At 45.4% G+C, this 20,230-nt stretch carries 13 protein-coding genes; 2 read left to right on the plus strand and 11 right to left on the minus strand.

Annotated elements, in window-relative coordinates; translation table 11 throughout:
- Positions 1 to 166: 166 nt before the first annotated feature.
- The 7 genes from WJ238_RS03275 to ftsH all read right to left on the minus strand — a co-directional run bounded on the left by WJ238_RS03275 (position 167) and on the right by ftsH (position 10,486).
- Complete coding sequence (locus WJ238_RS03275; protein WP_337606133.1) at positions 167 to 1,897, minus strand: ABC transporter ATP-binding protein; 1,731 nt, start codon at positions 1,895 to 1,897, stop codon at positions 167 to 169.
- Positions 1,894 to 3,669, minus strand: coding sequence for an ABC transporter ATP-binding protein (locus WJ238_RS03280; RefSeq protein WP_337606134.1), 1,776 nt, complete (start codon positions 3,667 to 3,669; stop codon positions 1,894 to 1,896). The genes WJ238_RS03275 and WJ238_RS03280 overlap by 4 nt, the downstream gene beginning before the upstream one ends.
- A 160-nt stretch (positions 3,670 to 3,829) precedes the next feature.
- Positions 3,830 to 4,456, minus strand: coding sequence for a TetR/AcrR family transcriptional regulator (locus WJ238_RS03285; RefSeq protein WP_337606135.1), 627 nt, complete (start codon positions 4,454 to 4,456; stop codon positions 3,830 to 3,832).
- A 106-nt stretch (positions 4,457 to 4,562) separates the two neighbouring features.
- Positions 4,563 to 5,501 (minus strand): ROK family glucokinase, encoded by a 939-nt coding sequence (locus WJ238_RS03290; protein ID WP_256195411.1) that lies wholly within the window; start codon positions 5,499 to 5,501, stop codon positions 4,563 to 4,565.
- Between the two features lie 15 nt (positions 5,502 to 5,516).
- Positions 5,517 to 6,440 carry an HPr(Ser) kinase/phosphatase gene (gene hprK, locus WJ238_RS03295; RefSeq protein WP_316265054.1) on the minus strand — a complete coding sequence of 308 codons (924 nt, stop codon included), beginning with the start codon at positions 6,438 to 6,440 and terminating at the stop codon, positions 5,517 to 5,519.
- A gap of 44 nt (positions 6,441 to 6,484) precedes the next feature.
- Positions 6,485 to 8,323, minus strand: coding sequence for an excinuclease ABC subunit UvrC (gene uvrC / locus WJ238_RS03300; RefSeq protein ID WP_230105589.1), 1,839 nt, complete (start codon positions 8,321 to 8,323; stop codon positions 6,485 to 6,487).
- Between the two features lie 99 nt (positions 8,324 to 8,422).
- On the minus strand, positions 8,423 to 10,486 hold the full coding sequence (gene ftsH, locus WJ238_RS03305) for an ATP-dependent zinc metalloprotease FtsH (protein WP_337606137.1): 2,064 nt from the start codon (positions 10,484 to 10,486) through the stop codon (positions 8,423 to 8,425).
- Positions 10,487 to 10,645: 159 nt separating this feature from the next.
- On the opposite strand from ftsH, the gene WJ238_RS03310 reads away from it, so the two are divergent.
- Together WJ238_RS03310 and pyrG are read left to right on the plus strand one after the other, a co-directional pair.
- Positions 10,646 to 12,139: a DUF1846 domain-containing protein gene (locus WJ238_RS03310; protein WP_256195419.1), complete on the plus strand. Its 1,494-nt coding sequence runs from the start codon at positions 10,646 to 10,648 to the stop codon at positions 12,137 to 12,139.
- A gap of 40 nt (positions 12,140 to 12,179) precedes the next feature.
- Positions 12,180 to 13,805: a CTP synthase gene (pyrG, locus tag WJ238_RS03315; RefSeq protein ID WP_230105586.1), complete on the plus strand. Its 1,626-nt coding sequence runs from the start codon at positions 12,180 to 12,182 to the stop codon at positions 13,803 to 13,805.
- Between the two features lie 137 nt (positions 13,806 to 13,942).
- Here the strand turns inward: pyrG and hemW are convergent, their stop codons facing one another.
- The 4 genes from hemW to WJ238_RS03335 all read right to left on the minus strand — a co-directional run.
- Positions 13,943 to 15,043, minus strand: a complete 1,101-nt coding sequence (gene hemW / locus WJ238_RS03320; protein ID WP_316269196.1) for a radical SAM family heme chaperone HemW — start codon at positions 15,041 to 15,043, stop codon at positions 13,943 to 13,945.
- Between the two features lie 106 nt (positions 15,044 to 15,149).
- Positions 15,150 to 16,964: a translation elongation factor 4 gene (lepA, locus tag WJ238_RS03325; protein ID WP_337606142.1), complete on the minus strand. Its 1,815-nt coding sequence runs from the start codon at positions 16,962 to 16,964 to the stop codon at positions 15,150 to 15,152.
- A gap of 134 nt (positions 16,965 to 17,098) precedes the next feature.
- A complete protein-coding gene (gene holA / locus WJ238_RS03330; RefSeq protein ID WP_230107600.1) occupies positions 17,099 to 18,082 on the minus strand; it encodes a DNA polymerase III subunit delta in 984 nt (327 codons plus the stop codon).
- Between the two features lie 39 nt (positions 18,083 to 18,121).
- On the minus strand, positions 18,122 to 20,230 hold a 2,109-nt coding region (locus tag WJ238_RS03335; RefSeq protein ID WP_337606140.1), incomplete at its 5' end, for a DNA internalization-related competence protein ComEC/Rec2.

Raw genomic sequence — 20,230 nt, forward strand, 5'->3', positions numbered from 1 at the left:
CCGGCGGCGGTTCCGGTGATTCCGGCAATACCGGCGGCGGTTCCGGTGATTCCGGTAATACCGAAGGACAATAAAGTAATTAAAAGAAAAAGCGGATTATAAAAAATCAAAGGGACAGAAAGAAATTTCTTGTCCCTTTGATTTTTTATTAACCTATACGCTGTATTCAGATACTCCACTTTTGGCTTAGCATCTGTAGTTTTACCATATGAGGATAAATTTCCCCTTTCTCCATAAGTATGCCAGGCGTTCCCTGTTCCGCCACCTTGCCGCCGGAAAGCACAACAACCTTGTCTGCCCCGCTTACTGTGCGCATGCGATGTGCAATTACAAGCACTGTTTTATCTTTTATTAATCTCGACAAAGCGGACTGTATCAAAGTTTCATTTTCCACATCGAGACTTGCAGTGGCCTCATCCAATAAAATGACAGGTGCATTTTTCAGGAAAGCCCGGGCTATGGAAATCCGCTGCCTTTCGCCGCCGGACAACTCGCATCCGTTTTCTCCGATCATACTATTATAACCATCCGGAAGCTTCCCGGCAAATTCCTCACAGTTTGCCATTTGTGCAGCTGCAAGCACTTCTTCGTCTGTTGCATCTTTTCTTCCTATCCTGATATTTTCCATAATAGTATTATTAAACAACGTAACATCCTGGAATACAATAGAGTACAGCGACAGTAAAGCTTCCGGATCTATTTCCGATATGTCCATCCCTCCGACCGTAATTTTCCCTTTGCTGACATCCCAGAACCGCGCTGCAAGCCGGGAGACTGTGGTCTTTCCTCCACCTGACGGACCTACCAGAGCAGTCACTTCTCCCTGCTTCGCAGTAAACGATACATCTTCCAGAACGGTTTCTCCCATGTTGTAAGCAAATCCCACATGATCGAATACAATATCATATCCTTTATTTGTCAGACTGCTGCTGCCCCCTTGAACCGGATGATCAAGAATTTCATTCATCCGGTTAATATTCGTCCTTGTAGAGATAACGGCCGCCAGATTTTGCAGTGCCCCTTCCAGAGGAGCATACAGCCTGGAGGCAACAAGCAGAAACATAAAGAACAGTGGAATATCAATCTCACCGCGAATCAGAAGCACTGATCCTGTGAGAGCGACTGTGGCAATACCGAACTTTAAAATTAATGTGGCTGAAACAACAAACAAAGCAGTTCCAAGTTCTGTAATAATATGTCTTTTTTCCACATCGTCGATTTTCTTATACAGACCTTTCAAATACCTTTTTTCCGCGTTATTTGCCTTTAAGTCCTGTAATGTTTCGATGCACTCCTGCACTCCCTTTTCAAGAGCTACATTGGCAGTTACTGACTTTCTGTTGAAATATTCCTGGATCCTCGCTGAAAAAAGTGTGATCGCAAAGGCAACCGGCAAAACCCAAACTGCTGCCAAAGCCATCCGCCAGTCATAGGCAAAAAGGCACAGCGAAATAAATGTTGTAGAAATAATCGATCCTGCCAGAGCGGGAACATAATGTGAAAATGCCGTTTCAAGAGTGGCACAGTCTCCCATAATAGAATTCGTCAGATCTGCAAGATCCTTTTTCCCGAAAAAGGACAGCGGAATTTTCCGAAGCTTTTCTGCCAGAGTAACGCGCCTGACTCCGCTTTCCACATAAGTTGCCAGGTAAGTCGCATTATATTGAAACCAGGCAGCAATAAATATAACTGCAAGGCAAATCACAATACCTATCCCATAAAAAGCTGTGCGTTGTCCATTTACTCCTCCATTCATCATATCAATAACCAGAAAATACAGGAGTCCGACAGGCAGCATGAAGGAGATATCCTGTACCACGCATGCAAGGCACCCTTTTATCAAATCCACAGCTCCCTGTCTTGATAATGCAAATCGTTTCTGTAATATCCGAATCATAGACTTACCTCCTTTGCAATTTTCCACTTCGCCGCTTCCGAATAATTTTTCCACATATGAGTAAATATTCCATTTTGCGCGATCAATTCTTCATGCGTGCCACTCTCAGCAATTTTCCCATCCCTCAGTACATAAATGCAGTCTGCATCGGTAATAGAAGAGAGTCTGTGTGCGATCATTATTACTGTTTTTCCTTTTGAGAGAACCGATAATGCCTGCCCTACCCGTACTTCATTATCTGGGTCCGCAAATGCAGTGGCCTCATCCAGGATCAGAATAGGTGCATTCTTTAAAATAGCCCTCGCAATTGCAATTCTCTGCTGCTCGCCACCTGACAGATATACACCGTTTGTACCGACAACAGTATCTATTCCATCCGGCAGTTTTTCAATAATATCCATGCACTGTGCCGCATCCAGAGCCTGCATAACTTCCTCTCGCGATGCGTTGGGTTTTCCCATACGTACATTCTCCAGAATAGAGTCCTTGATCAAGCGGCTGTTCTGAAATACAAAAGATATTTTATTCATAAGTACTTCTTTCGGAATATCTCGTATATCGACATTCCCTATCAAGATCCGTCCCTTCTGCGGATCAAAAAATCTTGTCACAATATTGGCAAGAGTTGTCTTTCCACCTCCTGATGGACCTACCAAAGCTGCCTTCTGTCCCTGCCCGATGGAAAGAGAGATATGATCCAATGCATTTTTCTTTCCATCATAGCTGTAGCTTACTTCTTCCAATGTAATAGAATAGTTAAAGGGTTCCTGCACTTTTCTGCATTCCGGCAGAGGTTTTTCCTTCAGCACCTCATCAATTCTGTTTATCGCGTCATTTACGATCATCGCATCCTCGCTCATAAACATAATTTTTGTCAATGTCGTTCCAATTACCGGAGTAATAATGATATAAAAAATAAGGTTTAAAAGCAGTGTATCCGTTACTCCCTCTCTTGCAAAAATAATTCCCCCGGCGATCAGAAAAGCAAATACTCCATTGATAGCAGTCGTATAAAACATCATAGGAAGCCGCAAAGCCTTTGTGTATGCGATAACCCACTTTTCATAATTGTCAATAGTTCCTTTGAATCGTTTAAACGAAAAAATTGTCTGTCCGAACGTTTTTACTACCGGTATTCCCCGCACATATTCAACAGCCTCATTAGACATATCTGAAAGTGCATTTTGATATTCTTCCATTTTCTGCTCCATATTTTTTCCGGTCATTTTCATCATGATCAAAAAGCCAAGAACAACCGGTATCAGGCTTAAGAGTCCCAGTCTCCAATCAAAGACAACAAGCAGAAAAAGCAGTCCTGCAGGTGTTGCAACGGCGCCGGCCTTATCAGGAAGTCTGTGTGCAAGATAGTTTTCAGTTGCACTGCTGGATGTATTCACAATCCTCCTAAGCTTCCCGCTTCCGTATTTTTCCGTCACACCAAGAGGAAGTGCGGTGATATGGCGCATCAGTTCTTTCCGGATATTGGATGCAACCCTAAATGCACTGATATGCGAACACATCAGAGCCGCTATATAGACAATAACAGATATCACCGCGAATCCTACTGCCTGCCAGCCATAATGAGTAATACTGTATGCCCGTGAAAAGTCGGGAGACACTTCCAGTATGTCGTGGATGATACGCCATATGTACCAGAAAGGTACAAGTGCCAGAAGCGCACTTATAACTGATAATATCCAGGAAAGATAGGTCAGTATCTTATGTCTTCCGGCATAGCTCATCAATCTTGATAAATTAGACTGTTTTTTCATGAAAAACCCTCCTTGAAAATATTTTTATGATATGAGAATAAATTTATTATTCTCTAATATCTCCAGTTGGTTAGTTATTTCGTATTTTAGTTAGTTTATGCTAACTAATGTATCAAATATAATGGAAAGCTCTCGCCTTCCACTATTCAAAACTACAGACTCAAATTACCTGCTGTCCCATAATTTTCATCCATCCGGCAGTATAGAAATCTCTCATTTCTTTTAAATAATGCTCTGCCTCTTCAAGCGGCATTTCATGTATGATCAATTCAAAAAATGTATTGAACATCCCTGTAATCAATATATGTTCCAATCTTTCATCAATAGGAGGCGACGGTCTTCCTAATTTTTTAAGCACTTCCATATAGTCGCGAGTTCCTTTTGTTTCGATTTCTACCATTTTATCGATAAGTTTTGAAAAACGCGTCCCCTCTGAATGGCAGAGAATCAGTTTAAATTCATCCAGATATTTATAAGCATATATAAGCATATCGTGCATACATCCGCCGGAAACTGTACTAAGATTTTCCGGCTGTTTTTCCTCCGGTAAATCTGCAAATTCCTTCTGAGCATTGCAGAAACAATTCATAAAATAATCATATTGTTCTTCGACCAATGACGCAAACAGCTCCTCTTTACTTCCATAGTACCCATAAAGTGCACCTGTCGTAACACCTGCTGCTCTGGCAATATTCCGCAAAGAAGCAGATCGGAAACCTTTTTCAAGAAATTCCTGCCTGGCAGCTCTTTGTATTAAATTTAAAGTTGTCTTCTCATTCTCACTCATAATTCTCTCCGGATATAACATTGTTATATATCACTGTTATATTTTACAGATAAAAAAGAGAAATGTCAATAGCTGATTGAACATTTCTCTTTGAAACGCCGGTCCATTACTCTATGATCAGTCTGGCCGCACCGCATATCCCTGCATCATTTCCAAGAGTTGCAAGAACAAACTTCGTGTCCTGATTTGCAAAAAATGCACTCTCCCGGAAAGGTTTCTCAATGAATGGGAGGAGAACCGGTCCGGCTTTTGATACTCCGCCTCCAATTACAATGACAGCCGGATCTGTAATTACTGCAAGATTAGCCAGCGCACATCCCAGGTATCTTCCAAATTTCTCTGCGATCTCAACTGCCACCTTGTCTCCCTCTTTCACAGCGTCAAAAACCGTCTTTGCACTGATGCTCTTTGATGAGAGTAAGGTCTGTCCATCATAATGTTCCAGATATTTTCCTGCAAGACGTGCAATACCTGTAGCAGAGGCATATTGTTCCAGACAGCCTTTTTTACCGCATCCGCACCTTTCTGTCTCCTCACTGTTGACACAGAGATGACCGATCTCGCCTCCTGCACCGTTTGCTCCCACAATGACTTTTCCATGGGTGATAACTCCTCCTCCGACACCGGTTCCAAGAGTCACCATGATCATATCACTGCAGCCTTTTCCGGCTCCAAGCCACATCTCTCCCAAAGCTGCCACATTTGCATCGTTTCCGATCTCAGCACGGATACCCCCAAGAAGTTCCTCGATTTCCCTCTTCACTTCCTTATATCCCCAGCCGATATTAGCGCTGTCCTTGATGATTCCCTGCTCATTTACCGGTGCTGGAACTCCGACGCCGACTCCTTCCACATCCTCTTTCCTGATTCCTCTTTCCTCCATTTTACCGAAAATGGCATCTACGATATCAGGAAGGACGGCCTCTCCTTCATTTTCTGTGCGGGTCTTGATCTCCCATTTATCAAACAATTCTCCTTCTGTGGAAAACAATCCCATTTTAACAGTTGTTCCCCCAACATCCACTCCAAAACAATACTTCTTCATTCCATCTGCTCCTGTCTATTTTTTCGCTAAATTTCTCTGCACACGCTTATAAAGCTCCTGCGCCGCATTATATCCCATTTGCTTCTGTCTGTGGTTAATCGCTGCCGTCTCTACAATGATCGCCAGATTTCTTCCCGGACGGATCGGTATCTGATGGCATACGACTTTGTTTCCAAGGAAGGACGTATACTCTTCTTCCATTCCAAGCCTGTCGTAATCCGTTTCTTTGTTCCAGTCCTCAAGAGTAATGACCAGATCTATATTCTGTGTCTCTCTGACGCTCTGCACACCATACAATGTCTTTACATCTACGATGCCGATTCCTCTAAGCTCAATAAAGTTTCTCGTAATATCAGGCGCCGAACCTACCAGAGTGTCGTCACTTACTTTGCGGATCTCCACCACATCATCACTGACAAGCCGGTGTCCCCTTTTTACCAGTTCCAAAGCGGATTCACTCTTTCCGATCCCGCTCTCTCCCATGATCAGTACACCGACACCATAAACATCCACAAGGACTCCATGGATAGAAATACATGGCGCCAGCTGTACATTCAGCCATCGAATGATCTCAGCCGTAAAAGCAGAAGTCTGTATTTCTGTGGAAAAAACCGGTATCTGCATTTCATTCGCTTTTTCCAGAAGTTCCGGATCCGGTTTCAATGCACGGCAAAAAATAATACACGGAATCTTGTAAGAGAAAAGTGTGTCATATACTTTCGTTTTTGCCTCCTTTTCCATCTGTTCCAGAAATGTATGTTCTACATATCCGATAATCTGTACCCTCTCCGCAGCAAAATGTTCAAAAAACCCTGCCAGCTGCAATGCCGGACGATTGATGTCCGGAACAACTACATATTTATCTGTCAGATCCACATCCGGAGTCAGATTTTTCAGATTCATTTTTTCTACAATCCTCTGCATCTCAACTTTAGACATAATCTATCTCCTTTACTACTTTTTATAGTGCTTAGTATAACACATCAGTGAAAAAACTGATACACCTCTTCTGCGGATTTTTCATTCATACTGGGCAGCCTTTTCAAATCTTCTACCGTTGCCGCCCGTATCTCATCCAGACTGGCAAAATGCTTCATAAGATCCTTTCTCCTCGCAGGCCCTACTCCGGGGATATCATCCAGCACAGAGTGTACCTGCTCCTTACTTCTTAGCTTGCGGTGAAATTCAATCGCAAATCTGTGGGCCTCATCCTGAATCCTGGTAATCAGCTTGAACCCCTCTGAATTTCTGTCAATGGGAATTTCTTTGTTGTTAAAATACAAGCCCCTTGTCCGATGATTATCGTCCTTTACCATGCCGCACACCGGAATGGTAAGATGCAGGTTATCAAGAACCTGAAGCGCAATATTGACCTGCCCTTTCCCTCCATCCATGAGAATAAGATCCGGGAAAGCCGTAAAACTTCCTCCTTCCCCGCCTTCCTTCTTTTCTTCCAATCCATGACGAAAACGGCGTGTCAGCACTTCTTCCATGCTGGCATAATCGTCTGGTCCCTGCACGCTCTTAATCTTAAATTTACGGTAATCATTCTTCTTCGGCCTGCCTTTTTCATAGACAACCATGGATCCCACGGAAGCAAAGCCACTGATATTGGAAATGTCATAAGCTTCCATGCGCACGATATTTTCCAGTCCGAGGAGTTTCGCAATTTCTTTGACCGCTCCGATCGTTCTTCCCTCTTCTCTTTTCAGCCTCTCCCGGTCTGTCTGGAGAACAAGCTGCGCATTCCTTGCAGCCAGCTCCACCAGCTTCTCTTTTGTACCCTTCTTAGGGACCTTGATCTGTACCTTATGCCCTCTTTTCTGTGAAAGCCATTCTTCCAGAACTTCCGTATCCTCTATTTCCTGCGGCAGCATGAGTTCAGAAGGAATATAGGGAGTGCCTGCGTAAAACTGCTTGATAAAACTGGATAGAATCTCTCCCGGAAGCTCTCCTTCCATAATCTTCAAATAAAAGTGATCTCTGCCGATCAGCCTTCCACCTCGTATAAAGAACACCTGGACAACCGCATCGCTCTGATCTGCTGCCATTGCCATGATATCTCTGTCGTTTCCGGCAGTGTCTGTTATTTTCTGTTTCTGTGAAATTTTCTTTACACTTCCTAACAATTCACGGTATTCAATGGCTTTCTCAAATTCCATATTTTCTGAAGCCCGCATCATTTTCTGCTCCAGCTCCTTCAAAATACTGTCAAAATTTCCATTCAGAAACCGCAGTACTTCATCAATGGAACGCCGATAGTCCTCCTGAGATACATACCCCTGACATGGAGCGTCGCACTGATGGATATGATAATTCAGACAGGGGCGCTCTTTCCCTGTATCTCTGGGAAGTCTTCTGTTGCAGCTCCTTACCTTATAAATCTTCCGGATCAGCTCAATAGTATCTTTGACCGCTCCCGCACTTGTATATGGGCCGAAATATTTTGCCTTATCTTTTGCCATACGCCGGGCCATCATAATGCGGGGAAAAGGCTCGTCTACCGTCACTTTAATAAAAGGGTAGGTCTTGTCATCCATGAGCATAGTATTATATTTCGGGCGATACTCCTTGATCAGATTACACTCCAGCACCAACGCTTCCAGCTCTGAATCTGTCACAATATACTCAAATCTTGTGATGTGGGTCACCATCTGGTCTATCTTAACCCCTTTGCTGCGGCTTGTCTGGAAATACTGGCGTACCCGGTTTTTCAGACTGATTGCTTTCCCGACATAAATAATCTCATCCTTCTCGTCATGCATCAGATAGACGCCCGGTTTGCCCGGAAGCTTTTTCAATTCTTCCTGTATATCGAACACGGTTTCCTTCCTCCTTTTCGGAAACAGACATTGTAAAACCCCTGTGCGGTATCCCGTTTTCTTCTCATACCATACCTCACAGGGGCGCTTGCATTTCTCTTACTGTTCTGTTTCTTCTTTAGCTTCTTCGCCAACCGCTTCAGCTTCAGCTGCTGTTGTCTCTGCTGCCTTTATTTCATTTTCCGTGTCAGCGTTCTCTTCCGGCACTGCATCTGCCGGCAGATCAGTACTTTTCTTTTCTGTGTCAGTTTCCGGCGCCGTAAGCTTGAGAGCAACTCTTTGCTCCGGAGCTTTCTTTTCCTCCGGATCAATACCTTCTACTTCATAGAAGATCTTCATAAATTCTTTTCCTGTAATCGTCTCCTTTTCGATCAGGAATGCTGCGATCTTATCCAAGGCTTCTCTATGTTCACTGAGAAGTCGTTTTGCTTCCTCATAAGATGACTTCAGCATGACCATAACTTCCTTGTCAATTTCGGAAGCCGTCTCCTGTCCGCAGTTCATGACCGGTCTGCCGTCCAGGTAACGGTTTTGAATAGATTCCAAGCCGATCAGACCGAATTTACTGCTCATTCCGTACTGCGTGATCATAGCTCTTGCAATACTGGTAGCCTTTTCAATATCATTAGAGGCTCCGGTAGTTACTGTATCAAAAACAATCTCCTCCGCTGCACGGCCCGCCAGCATTCCCACCAGCATTGCCTCCAGTTCTTTCTTTGTATTAAGGAATTTTTCTTCTTCGGGAGTCTGCATTACATATCCCAGCGCTCCCATTGTTCTTGGAACAATGGTGATCTTCTGAACCGGTTCGGCATCCTTTTGAAGCGCGCTTACCAACGCGTGGCCAACTTCGTGATAAGAAACGATCCTTCGCTCTTCCTGGCTCATGATCCGGTCTTTTTTCTCCTTACCCACAAGCACCACTTCCACCGCCTCAAAAAGGTCGCTCTGCGATACAGCGTTTCTTCCATGCTTTACGGCATTGATGGCAGCCTCGTTGATCATATTTGCAAGATCAGATCCGACTGCACCTGATGTAGCAAGGGCAATTGCTTCCAGATCTACTGTTTCATCCATTCTGACGTCCTTGGAATGTACCTTCAGGACGTCGATCCTTCCCTTCAGATCCGGTCTTTCTACAATGATACGGCGGTCAAACCGTCCCGGACGAAGCAGAGCCGGATCCAGTATTTCCGGACGGTTCGTCGCTGCAAGAAGAAGGAGTCCTTTATTTGTATCAAATCCATCCATCTCTGCCAGAAGCTGATTCAGAGTCTGTTCACGCTCATCATTTCCTCCCAGTTGATTATCACGGCTCTTTCCGATCGCATCGATCTCATCAATAAAGATGATGCAGGGAGCCATCTGCTGCGCCTGTTTAAAGAGATCACGCACTCTGGATGCTCCGACACCCACATACATTTCCACAAAGGCAGAACCGGAAAGAGAAAAAAAAGGTACCTTTGCTTCTCCCGCAACCGCCTTGGCCAGAAGAGTTTTTCCTGTTCCCGGCGGGCCTACGAGAAGAGCTCCCTTTGGCAGTTTTGCCCCGACACCGGTATATCTTCCCGGATTGTGCAGGAAATCCACGACCTCCTGCAGTGATTCCTTTGCTTCATCCTGACCGGCAACATCCTGAAAGGTTACGCCTGTTTCTTTTTCTACATACATTTTGGCGTTGCTCTTTCCAATGCCCATCATTCCACCGCCTTTAGACATTTTCCGCGTAAACCACACGAACAGGCCCACAAGGCAGGCAATCGGCACGAATGTAAAGATCAGATTCAAAATCACTGCTGAAGTGGTGTCCGGAATCTCCTGCGATACTTCAACTCCTGCATCCAAAAGTCTGTCTATCAGCTTATCGTCATTGACAGTCCCTGTATAATACTGCTGCTGTGTCGGACTGTCCGTATCTTTTTTGGCTGTGATAGTGATCTGACTGCTTCCTATTTCAACCTTCTCGATCTTTCCGTCGTCTACCATCTGCAGAAATCTGTTATAGGAAATTTCTTCTGCATTTCCCATGCCCTGCAGCTGGAACAAAACCAGTACCACGATGGAAGTGATCAGGGTCACTAAAAGAATAAAAGAAATGCCCTGCCGGTTATTTCGGCCCGGGTCCTGATTATTATTTCTGTTCTGATTATTCTGGTTATCCATATTTGTCCTCCTGTACTTCTCTTATTATAAGTATCCATACTTTTAAAATCAATAAAAACATTATGAAAAGATTGTAAACTCGCACTTCCCTGTAGTATACTTGTGAGGAAAATATTTTCTCCGCCCAAGTAGTGCGGAGCAGTAAAAGGGGATACACAAATGAAAATTGGATTTGACAATGATAAGTACTTGAAAATGCAGTCTTCCCACATTCGGGACCGGATCGCACAGTTTGACAACAAGCTGTATCTGGAGTTTGGCGGCAAACTGTTTGATGATTATCACGCTTCCCGGGTACTTCCCGGCTTCCAGCCTGACAGCAAACTCCGTCTTTTAAAGCAGCTGGCAGACCAGGCGGAAATCGTGATCGTCATAAGCGCGGGAGATATCGAAAGCAACAAAGTCCGTGGAGATCTTGGCATAACCTATGATTCTGATGTTCTCCGGCTTCGGAAAGAATTTATGCATGCCGGCCTTTATGTGGGCAGCGTTGTCATCACACAGTACTGTGGACAAAGCAGCGCTGATCTTTTCAAAGCCCGCCTGGAACGCCTTGGCATCCGGGTCTATCTTCATTATGTTATACCTGGTTATCCGGGAAATGTCCCGTTCATTGTCAGTGATGAAGGATACGGCAAGAATGATTACATTGAGACAGAACGTCCTCTCGTTGTAGTGACAGCGCCGGGCCCCGGCAGCGGAAAAATGGCCACCTGTCTTTCTCAGCTTTATCATGAACATAAGAGAGGAATCCACGCCGGATATGCCAAGTTTGAGACTTTCCCTATCTGGAACATTCCGTTAAAGCACCCGGTCAACCTTGCTTATGAGGCTGCCACAGCTGATCTGAACGATGTAAATATGATCGATCCTTTCCATCTGGAAGCATATGGAGAAACAACGGTAAACTACAACCGGGACATTGAAATTTTCCCTGTTTTAAGCGCCATCTTTGAGCGGATTTATGGAAAAAATCCATATAAGTCCCCTACAGATATGGGCGTCAACATGGCGGGAAATTGTATCTGTGATGACGAGGTATGCCGACAGGCTTCTCTTCAGGAAATCATCAGACGATACTATGATACAATGGACCGCTTTATCATGGGATCCTGCTCTCAGGATGAAGTCCGTAAGATCGAAATGCTGATGAGCCAGACCGGCATCACGGTCCATGACCGTCCGGTAGTGGATGCCGCTCTCGAGCGCGCCGAAGCCACCAATGCGCCTGCCGCTGCCCTGGAACTTCCTGACGGGCATATCGTAACCGGCAAGACAAGCAGTCTTCTCGGTGCATCCGCTGCTCTTCTTCTGAATGCTCTGAAAGAACTGGCCGGCATTGACCATGACTGCCATGTCATCTCGCCTTCTGCCATTGAGCCGATCCAGAAGCTGAAGGTTGATTATCTTGGAAGCCAGAATCCCCGGCTGCACACAGATGAGGTTCTGATCGCCCTGTCCATCAGTGCGGCAACAGATAGGCAGGCACAAAAAGCTCTGGAGCAGCTTCCAAAATTAAAAGGATGCCAGGCTCACACCTCGGTCATGCTGAGCGCAGTTGACATTAATCAGTTTAAAAAATTAGCCATTCAGGCAACTTTTGAGCCAAAATATGAAAAAAAAGCTGTATTTTCTGACGAAAAAGCTGTATAATATATTTTTTAAAGTAGTTTGGTTTCAAAAGGAGGATACTATGGCAGTAAAATACGTATTTGTTACAGGCGGTGTTGTTTCAGGACTGGGAAAAGGCATAACAGCTGCTTCTCTTGGAAGACTGCTGAAAGCCAGAGGATATACGGTGACAATGCAGAAATTCGATCCCTATATCAATATCGATCCGGGTACCATGAATCCTGTACAGCATGGAGAAGTGTTTGTCACAGACGACGGCGCCGAAACGGATTTGGATCTCGGACACTATGAACGTTTCATTGACGAAAGTCTTACCAAAAATTCCAATGTCACAACCGGAAAGATCTACTGGTCCGTACTCCACAAGGAGCGCCGCGGGGATTTCGGCGGAGGAACCGTTCAGGTTATCCCTCATATCACCAATGAGATCAAGAGCCGTTTCTATCGTAATCCTGCAGCAAAAAATACGGAAATTGCCATAATTGAAGTGGGAGGCACTGTCGGCGATATTGAAAGCCAGCCCTTCCTGGAAGCTATTCGGCAGTTTCAGCACGAAAGGGGCAGGGAAAATGTCATTTTGATCCATGTTACATTGATCCCCTACCTGCGGGCTTCCCAGGAAATGAAAACAAAACCTACCCAGGCAAGCGTCAAGGATCTTCAGGGTATGGGAATCTGGCCGGATATCATTGTCTGCCGTTCCGAATACCCTCTGGATCAATCCATCAGGGACAAGATCGCTTTGTTCTGTAATGTCCCTGCAGAGCATGTTCTTCAAAATTTGGATGTGGAATATCTGTACGAAGCGCCTCTTGCAATGGAAAAAGAGCATCTTGCCGAGGTTGTCTGCGAATGTCTCCATCTGGACTGTCCGCAGCCGGATCTGAAAGACTGGCGTGAAATGGTGGACTACCTGAAAAGCCCCAACACCGATGTTACAGTGGCTCTGGTAGGCAAATATATCCAGCTCCACGATGCATACATCAGTGTGGTGGAAGCTTTGAAACACGGCGGCATTTTTGCCCGCGCCACCGTCAACATCAAATGGATCGACTCTGAAACAGTGACAGATGACAATGCAGACGAGCTGTTTGGAGATGTCAGCGGCATTCTTGTACCGGGAGGATTTGGCAGCCGCGGGATCGACGGGAAGATTGCCGCCATCCGCTATGCAAGAACCCATCAGGTTCCGTTCCTTGGTCTCTGCCTTGGCATGCAGCTTGCTATCGTTGAATTTGCGCGGGATGTTGTCGGTTTCCACGATGCCCACAGTGCTGAACTGGATCCCGATACCACCCATCCTGTCATCCATATCATGCCTGACCAGGTAGGTGTGGAAGATATTGGAGGAACTCTCCGCCTCGGCGCATATCCCTGTATCCTGGATAAAACTTCCAAGGCATACAGACTTTATCAGAGTGAAGAAATAAAAGAGCGGCACCGGCACCGCTACGAAGTCAACAACGACTACCGGGAGGATCTCACCAGTCATGGCATGAAGCTCTCCGGCCTCTCCCCTGACGGACGGATCGTAGAGATGGTAGAGATTCCGGAACATCCCTGGTTCATCGCAACACAGGCCCATCCTGAACTGAAATCCCGTCCCAACCGTCCGCATCCTCTTTTCCGCGGATTTGTAGAGGCAGCTTTGGCATATCAGAACAGCCGCAAAGATAACGAAAGATAAACTTCCCTGGAAGAATAATCGAAAGAGGGCGTCCCCAGGCTATGGATTTTAACTTCATAGTTTTGGGACACCCTCTTTTTGCCATTTACAATAAGCTGCCTTTTCTATCCGGATACTCTCTTCTCCAAACACTCTCTTCAGAACAAAAATTCACTCATTACATAATTGCTGATGTCAATCCCCCGCTCTGTCAGCCTCCAGTTGTCACCTGCCTGTTCCATGAGTCCTTCCTCTTTCATCTTCTGCAGGATCAGGCCGTAAACTTCCTGCATTTCTTTCCGGAAAACATTCCGGAAATCTGTTTCGGACACTCCTTCCATTTTACGAAGTCCCAGAAACATAAATTCTTCCATTTCCTCTTTTTCTGTCAATATTTCCGGCTCCTCCCCTTCCCTCCACCTTTTATTTCCGATCAAAGAGGAGGCTCCTGTACCTATGCCAAGGTACTGTGTCCTGTTCCAGTATCCCAGATTATGTCTGCATGCAAATCCGCTCCTGGCATAGTTGGATATTTCATAACGGATATATCCGTATTCCTCCAAAACCTCCTTCGTCCTTACATACATTTCCCTTTCTTCCTCCTCTGCAGGAAGTTCCTCGGCATGTTTTCCTTCTCCGTATCGCTCATAAAAAGGCGTTCCCTCTTCGATGATAAGACTGTATGCTGATATATGTTCCGGAGGCGGCACAAGCTCTGCCACTGTCCGCAGAGTTTTTTCGTAGCTTTCCGGAGTCTGGAACGGAATGGCTGACATTAAGTCCACATTAATATTGGAAAATCCGCAGTCTCTTGCCATCTGATAGCTATGAACAAACATTTCATAGGTATGGATCCTTCCGAGACATTTCAGCTCCTGATCGTTGGCTGACTGAAGACCGATACTGAGCCGGTTAATGCCCGCTTCCCTGTATGCCTTTAACTTTTCTTCCGAGACAGTTCCCGGATTCATTTCCACTGTAATCTCCGCCATATCATCCACCCGGAACGTTTCTCTTATGTCTCTGAAAATATATCCCATCTGCTCTCCTGTAAGAAGAGAAGGAGTACCTCCTCCCACAAATATACTGCTCACATGCCAGTCTTTTGCAAATTCTTTGCAGGATCGTATCCTGCTGCAGAGGCTTTCCACGTATCTTTCCCGTTCCTCTTCATCTGCCGGAGCCGACAAAAAATCACAGTACCTGCATTTGCTGACACAGAATGGTATATGAATATATAATTCCAGTTCTTTCGCCATATTTTTATTTCTCTCCTCTCCATTTCCTTCAAAAGAATCTAATAGCTTTTCAAAAGGATATGGTGATTCTAATTAAGGACGGGGATTAAAAAATCCCCGCCCTCCATTAACGGTCGTCCAGCTTCAGCACACTCATAAAAGCCTTCTGTGGTATTTCTACATTTCCCACCTGGCGCATCCGCTTCTTTCCTTCTTTCTGTTTTTCCAGCAGCTTTCTCTTTCGGCTGATGTCACCGCCGTAACATTTTGCAAGCACATCTTTCCTCATGGCTTTCACTGTTTCTCTTGCAATAATCTTGCTTCCGATCGCTGCCTGGATCGGAATCTCGAAGAGCTGCCTTGGTATCTCTTCCTTCAGCTTCTCGCACATCTTTCTGCCCCGCTCATAAGCTGTTCCTGCATGTACGATAAAGGAAAGGGCATCTACTTCTTCCTTATTGATCAGAATATCCAGTTTCACCAGTTCTGACTGCTGGTATCCCATCATCTCGTAATCAAAGGACGCGTATCCCCGTGAACGGGATTTAAGCGCATCAAAGAAATCATAAATGATTTCATTCAGCGGCAGGTGATAGTGGAGTACTGCTCTTGTCTCTTCCATATACTCCATCCCCTGATAAATTCCTCTTCTCTCCTGGCAAAGTTCCATGATGGAGCCGATATATTCGGATGTTACCATGATCTCCGCCTTTACCATAGGTTCTTCCATGTAGTCAATTTCCGACGGATCCGGAAGATTGGAAGGGTTTGTCAGCTCTATCACTTCTCCGTTTGTTTTATGCACCTTGTAAACAACTCCCGGCGCTGTTGTCACCAGATCCAGATTGTATTCTCTTTCCAGTCTTTCCTGTATGATCTCCAAATGCAGAAGTCCTAAAAATCCGCACCGGAATCCAAACCCAAGAGCCACCGACGTCTCCGGTTCAAACTGCAAAGCTGCATCATTTAACTGGAGCTTTTCCAGAGCATCCCTAAGATCCGGATATTTCGCCCCGTCTGCCGGATACATACCACAGTAAACCATAGGATTTACCTTTTTATACCCCGGAAGCGGTTCACTGCAGGGGTGATCTGCATTGGTAACTGTATCACCTACCCTGGTATCTTTCACATTCTTCAGGCTGGCTGTAAAATAACCTACCATTCCTGCTGCCAGCTCATCGCACGGAATAAACTGCCCTGCTCCGAAATATCCCACCTCAACAACTTCCGCCTCTGCTTTGGTTGCCATCATGCGGATCGTTGTTCCTTTCCGGATGGTTCCTTCCTTAATTCTGCAAAAGACAATAACTCCCCTGTAGGAATCATAGACTGAATCAAAGATAAGGGCCTGCAAAGGTGCGGACGGATCCCCTTTGGGCGCCGGAATCTTCTGTACGATCTGTTCCAGCACTTCGTCCACATTAAGGCCTGTCTTTGCAGAGATCAGCGGAGCATCCTCCGCTTCAATACCGATGACATCTTCAATTTCTTCTATTACTCTCTCCGGTTCCGCACTTGGAAGATCCACCTTGTTGATAACCGGCATCACATCCAGATCATGGTCCAATGCAAGATACACATTTGCCAGAGTCTGGGCCTCTACTCCCTGTGCTGCGTCCACCACAAGAATTGCACCGTCACAGGCTGCCAGACTGCGGGATACCTCATAGTTAAAATCCACATGTCCCGGTGTATCGATCAGATTAAAAATGTATTCTTCTCCGTCCTTTGCCTTGTATACCGTACGGACCGCCTGGGCCTTGATCGTAATTCCACGCTCTCTTTCCAGCTCCATGTTGTCCAGAACCTGAGACTGCATCTCACGGCTTGTCAGAAGTCCGGTCATCTCGATAATACGGTCGGCAAGTGTAGATTTTCCGTGATCAATGTGTGCAATAATACAAAAATTACGTATTTTGCTCTGCTCAATTCCTTCCACTTCTATCGTTCCTTCCATTACAAATTCTTTTTTCAAATTCATCTGATTTTATGAATGTTCCATCTCATATGCGGGCTGATTCTCCCGCACAGGCTATCATATCACGATACCGCCTCTTTTGGCAATCCTCTTTCCTAATCCTTCATACTGTACTTGACAATAAAAAGCTCCACACACATCGTATCTGCCAGACGGCCTGTCTTGACTGCTTCCTCCATTTCGGCGGCATCCTCCATGATTCCTCTTAAATCTCTTCCGGAAAAGCTTTTACACTGGCTCATATATTTTCCCGCCACATAGGGGTGAAGTCCGGTTACTTCCGCAACTTTAGGTCTTGCATAGCCCCGTGATACCAAAAGCTTAACCTCCATAAGAAGACGGAACTGCCGGGTCAAAAGTGCCAGGATTTTCATAGGAGGTATCTTTAAGGCCAGCAGATCATAATAATAATCCAGCGCTTTCTTTTGCTGTTTCATAGCGACCGCCTCTACCATATCAAAAATATGGTCTGTGATCTGTGTCGTGCAGACTGCGTCCACATCTTCCACAGTAATTTCTTCCTTAAAAGCAGTATAAGAAAACAGCTTCTCCAGCTCTTTTTCCAGATTCTCCATATCTGTTCCCACCTTAGAGAGCAGATGTCTTGCTGTGGATTCCTGGATTTTCTTCTTCTCCCTTTTCACCGCGCCTGCGATCCAAAGAAGAAGTGTTTTCTCATCCTGGTATCCCAGTTCTGTAATACGTCCTTTTTCTTTGACCGTCTTGTACATTTTTCCCCGCTTGTCCACCTCTTCTTCTATAAAAAGAAAAAAGGCAGTATCCGGAGCTGTCTTGAGATAGTCGGCCAGCTCCGGAGAAGCATTTTTAAAAAATCCTGAATTTTCAATGACGATCAGTCTCCTGTCTGAAAAGAAGGGCATAGTCTCCGCCAGGTCGATGATTTCCGGGATGGAAATTCCTTTCCCTTCATAATAGGAATAGTTCATGGTATCCCCTTCCGGTATGATCGCCCGGGTCAGTCTTTTTTTGTACTGCTTTTTCAGATAAGCTTCCTCTCCGTAGAGAAGGTACATGTTTTTCAATTGTCCTGTCTTAATATCTTCATTTAAACTTTTCATACCCACAATTATAATGGATTTTCCTGTTTCTGGCTAGACTCATTCTTGCAGGAAACTTTGTATTTCCATCTTCCTCCCATCTGTACAGATAGTGACAGCTCCGTTTTTGATCGTGGTATATATGCTGCATCCCCGATCTTCCAGACGCTCAACCGTATCCGGATGGGGATGGCCGTAACGGTTGTTTTCTCCGGCAGAAATCAGCGCATAGTCCGGAGAGACTTCCTCAAGAAATTCTGCAGAAGTTGAATTTTTAGAACCATGATGGGACACTTTCAGCACATCATATGACTTCCCGGTCCGCTCTTCCAGAATCTTTTCCCCCTCTCCTTCCACATCTCCTGTCAGCAGAAGGTCAAATTTTCCCAGACTGACATCTAAAACGAGGGAAGCCTCATTTCCCTTTTCAAACTTATCTTTCCCTTCCGGCTGTATGCAGGTAATCCTCCACTCCCCGGAAATGATTCCCTGCCCTCTTTCCACCGTACGAATCTTCACTTCATATTGCTCAGCCAATGCAGCAAGTGCCTCCAATTTTTCATCCCACATCTCCCTTGCGGGAAAAATGAGGCAGGAAATCTCCACCCCTCTGCCCTGTCTGGACAACATTTCTTCTATTCCATTCATATGATCACTGTCCCCGTGAGTGACAAATACGTAGTCCAACTGACCCACGCCCTGAGACTTTAGGAAGGGCTCGATTCTATATTTTCCAATCTGTTTCTCCGTACTGCTTCCGGCGTCTACAAGCACCGTGGTTCCTTTTGCGCCTCTCATAAAAATGCTGTCCCCCTGCCCCACATCCAGCACAGTAATGTAAGTCTTCCCATATACGGATACCTGTCCTGCCAGCATAAGAGTTCCGCATGCCGTAAAAACACAAAGCAGACTTCCCCACTTTCTTCTTCCCACATGTTTGAAAAAAATCCACAGAGCCACCGCAACAGTTCCATAGTAAAAAATGACAGTTTCTAATTCCGGCCGGCCCACAGCAATCTCACTGGCAGGAATCCTCATCACTGCCCTGCAGGAGATTTCATAGAGATCCAGTATCCTTTTACAGATCCAGATCAAAACGCTGCCGCCTTGAGGAAACACCCAATAGAGAAGACTGCCGCCTGCTCCCAGCACAAGAAGCAGCGACATAAGGGGAATGACCAGAAGATTCAAAAAAACCGAATAAAGTGGGTAGGAAAAGAAATGATATAAGGTAATTGGCAGCAGAACTGCCTGCACACCCAGGCTGGCCATCAGTGAGCTTTTCCATTTCCCCGCAAGTCTTCCGCTTTCCCTCCTGCTGTTTTTCCCCTTCTCTCTTTCTTTTTCCGCTTTCCGCTGTACCTGCCCTGCAATCCAGATGCCCAGAATTGCACCGAAAGACATCTGGAATCCTCCGTCATAATAAGAGAGCGGCTGCCACAGCACAACAATAACAGCGGCCGCCAAAAGGGAGGTCAGCATGTCATATGCCCGTCCGCTCATATCAGCCCCCACCCGTATCAAAAACATAACCAGCGCCCGAAGCGCCGACACTGTCAGACCGATCATCATAACATAAAGAAGCAGAAACATCATTCCTGCCACACCGCCTGCCAAATAGGAGCCGGTCTGTTTTCTTAAAAACTGATATACTCCCGTCCCGATAAAAGAAAGATGAAGCCCCGATATAGCAAGAATATGTGCAATCCCATTGACCTGATAGAGTTCCTTTATTTCCGCATCCATCCCGGCCTTATCTCCGATGATCATGGCCGCTAAGATTCCTCCGTCTTCTTCACCTGCAGCTTTATAAAGCGACGCTTTCCATTTGTCGCGGAATTGCTCCAGTTTATCTTGAAGAAAAGAAACCTTTTGGTCTGTCACGCGGACCTCCTTTCCCCAGATGGCTGCATGGATATTTTGTTTCTGATAATAGAATTTCTGGTCAAAACCCCCGGGATTTCTGGCTTCATCAAAGAAAAACAGATTGCCTGACGCCTGCACCCTATTTCCTGTTTTGATTGCTGTTTTCTGTGGATCATATAAGAGTATTTTTGATTCCTGCAATGAATTGTTTTTGAATGGTCGATTATAGATAATAGAATTGTTTTTCAGATATAAGATCTGGTAGTCTTCTCTTGCTTCCTTCCGGTATACTTCCCCTTCCAG

Source organism: Claveliimonas sp., from assembly GCF_037273965.1.
Taxonomy (GTDB): Bacteria; Bacillota; Clostridia; order Lachnospirales; family Lachnospiraceae; genus Claveliimonas; species Claveliimonas bilis.

Coding starts and splice junctions, on each gene's coding strand:
- WJ238_RS03275 (WP_337606133.1), bottom strand. CDS start 1,897: ATGATTCGGATATTACAGAAACGATTTGCATTATCAAGACAGGGAGCT.
- WJ238_RS03280 (WP_337606134.1), bottom strand. CDS start 3,669: ATGAAAAAACAGTCTAATTTATCAAGATTGATGAGCTATGCCGGAAGA.
- WJ238_RS03285 (WP_337606135.1), bottom strand. CDS start 4,456: ATGAGTGAGAATGAGAAGACAACTTTAAATTTAATACAAAGAGCTGCC.
- WJ238_RS03290 (WP_256195411.1), bottom strand. CDS start 5,501: ATGAAGAAGTATTGTTTTGGAGTGGATGTTGGGGGAACAACTGTTAAA.
- hprK (WP_316265054.1), bottom strand. CDS start 6,440: ATGTCTAAAGTTGAGATGCAGAGGATTGTAGAAAAAATGAATCTGAAA.
- ftsH (WP_337606137.1), bottom strand. CDS start 10,486: ATGGATAACCAGAATAATCAGAACAGAAATAATAATCAGGACCCGGGC.
- WJ238_RS03310 (WP_256195419.1), top strand. CDS start 10,646: ATGAAAATTGGATTTGACAATGATAAGTACTTGAAAATGCAGTCTTCC.
- pyrG (WP_230105586.1), top strand. CDS start 12,180: ATGGCAGTAAAATACGTATTTGTTACAGGCGGTGTTGTTTCAGGACTG.
- hemW (WP_316269196.1), bottom strand. CDS start 15,043: ATGGCGAAAGAACTGGAATTATATATTCATATACCATTCTGTGTCAGC.
- holA (WP_230107600.1), bottom strand. CDS start 18,082: ATGAAAAGTTTAAATGAAGATATTAAGACAGGACAATTGAAAAACATG.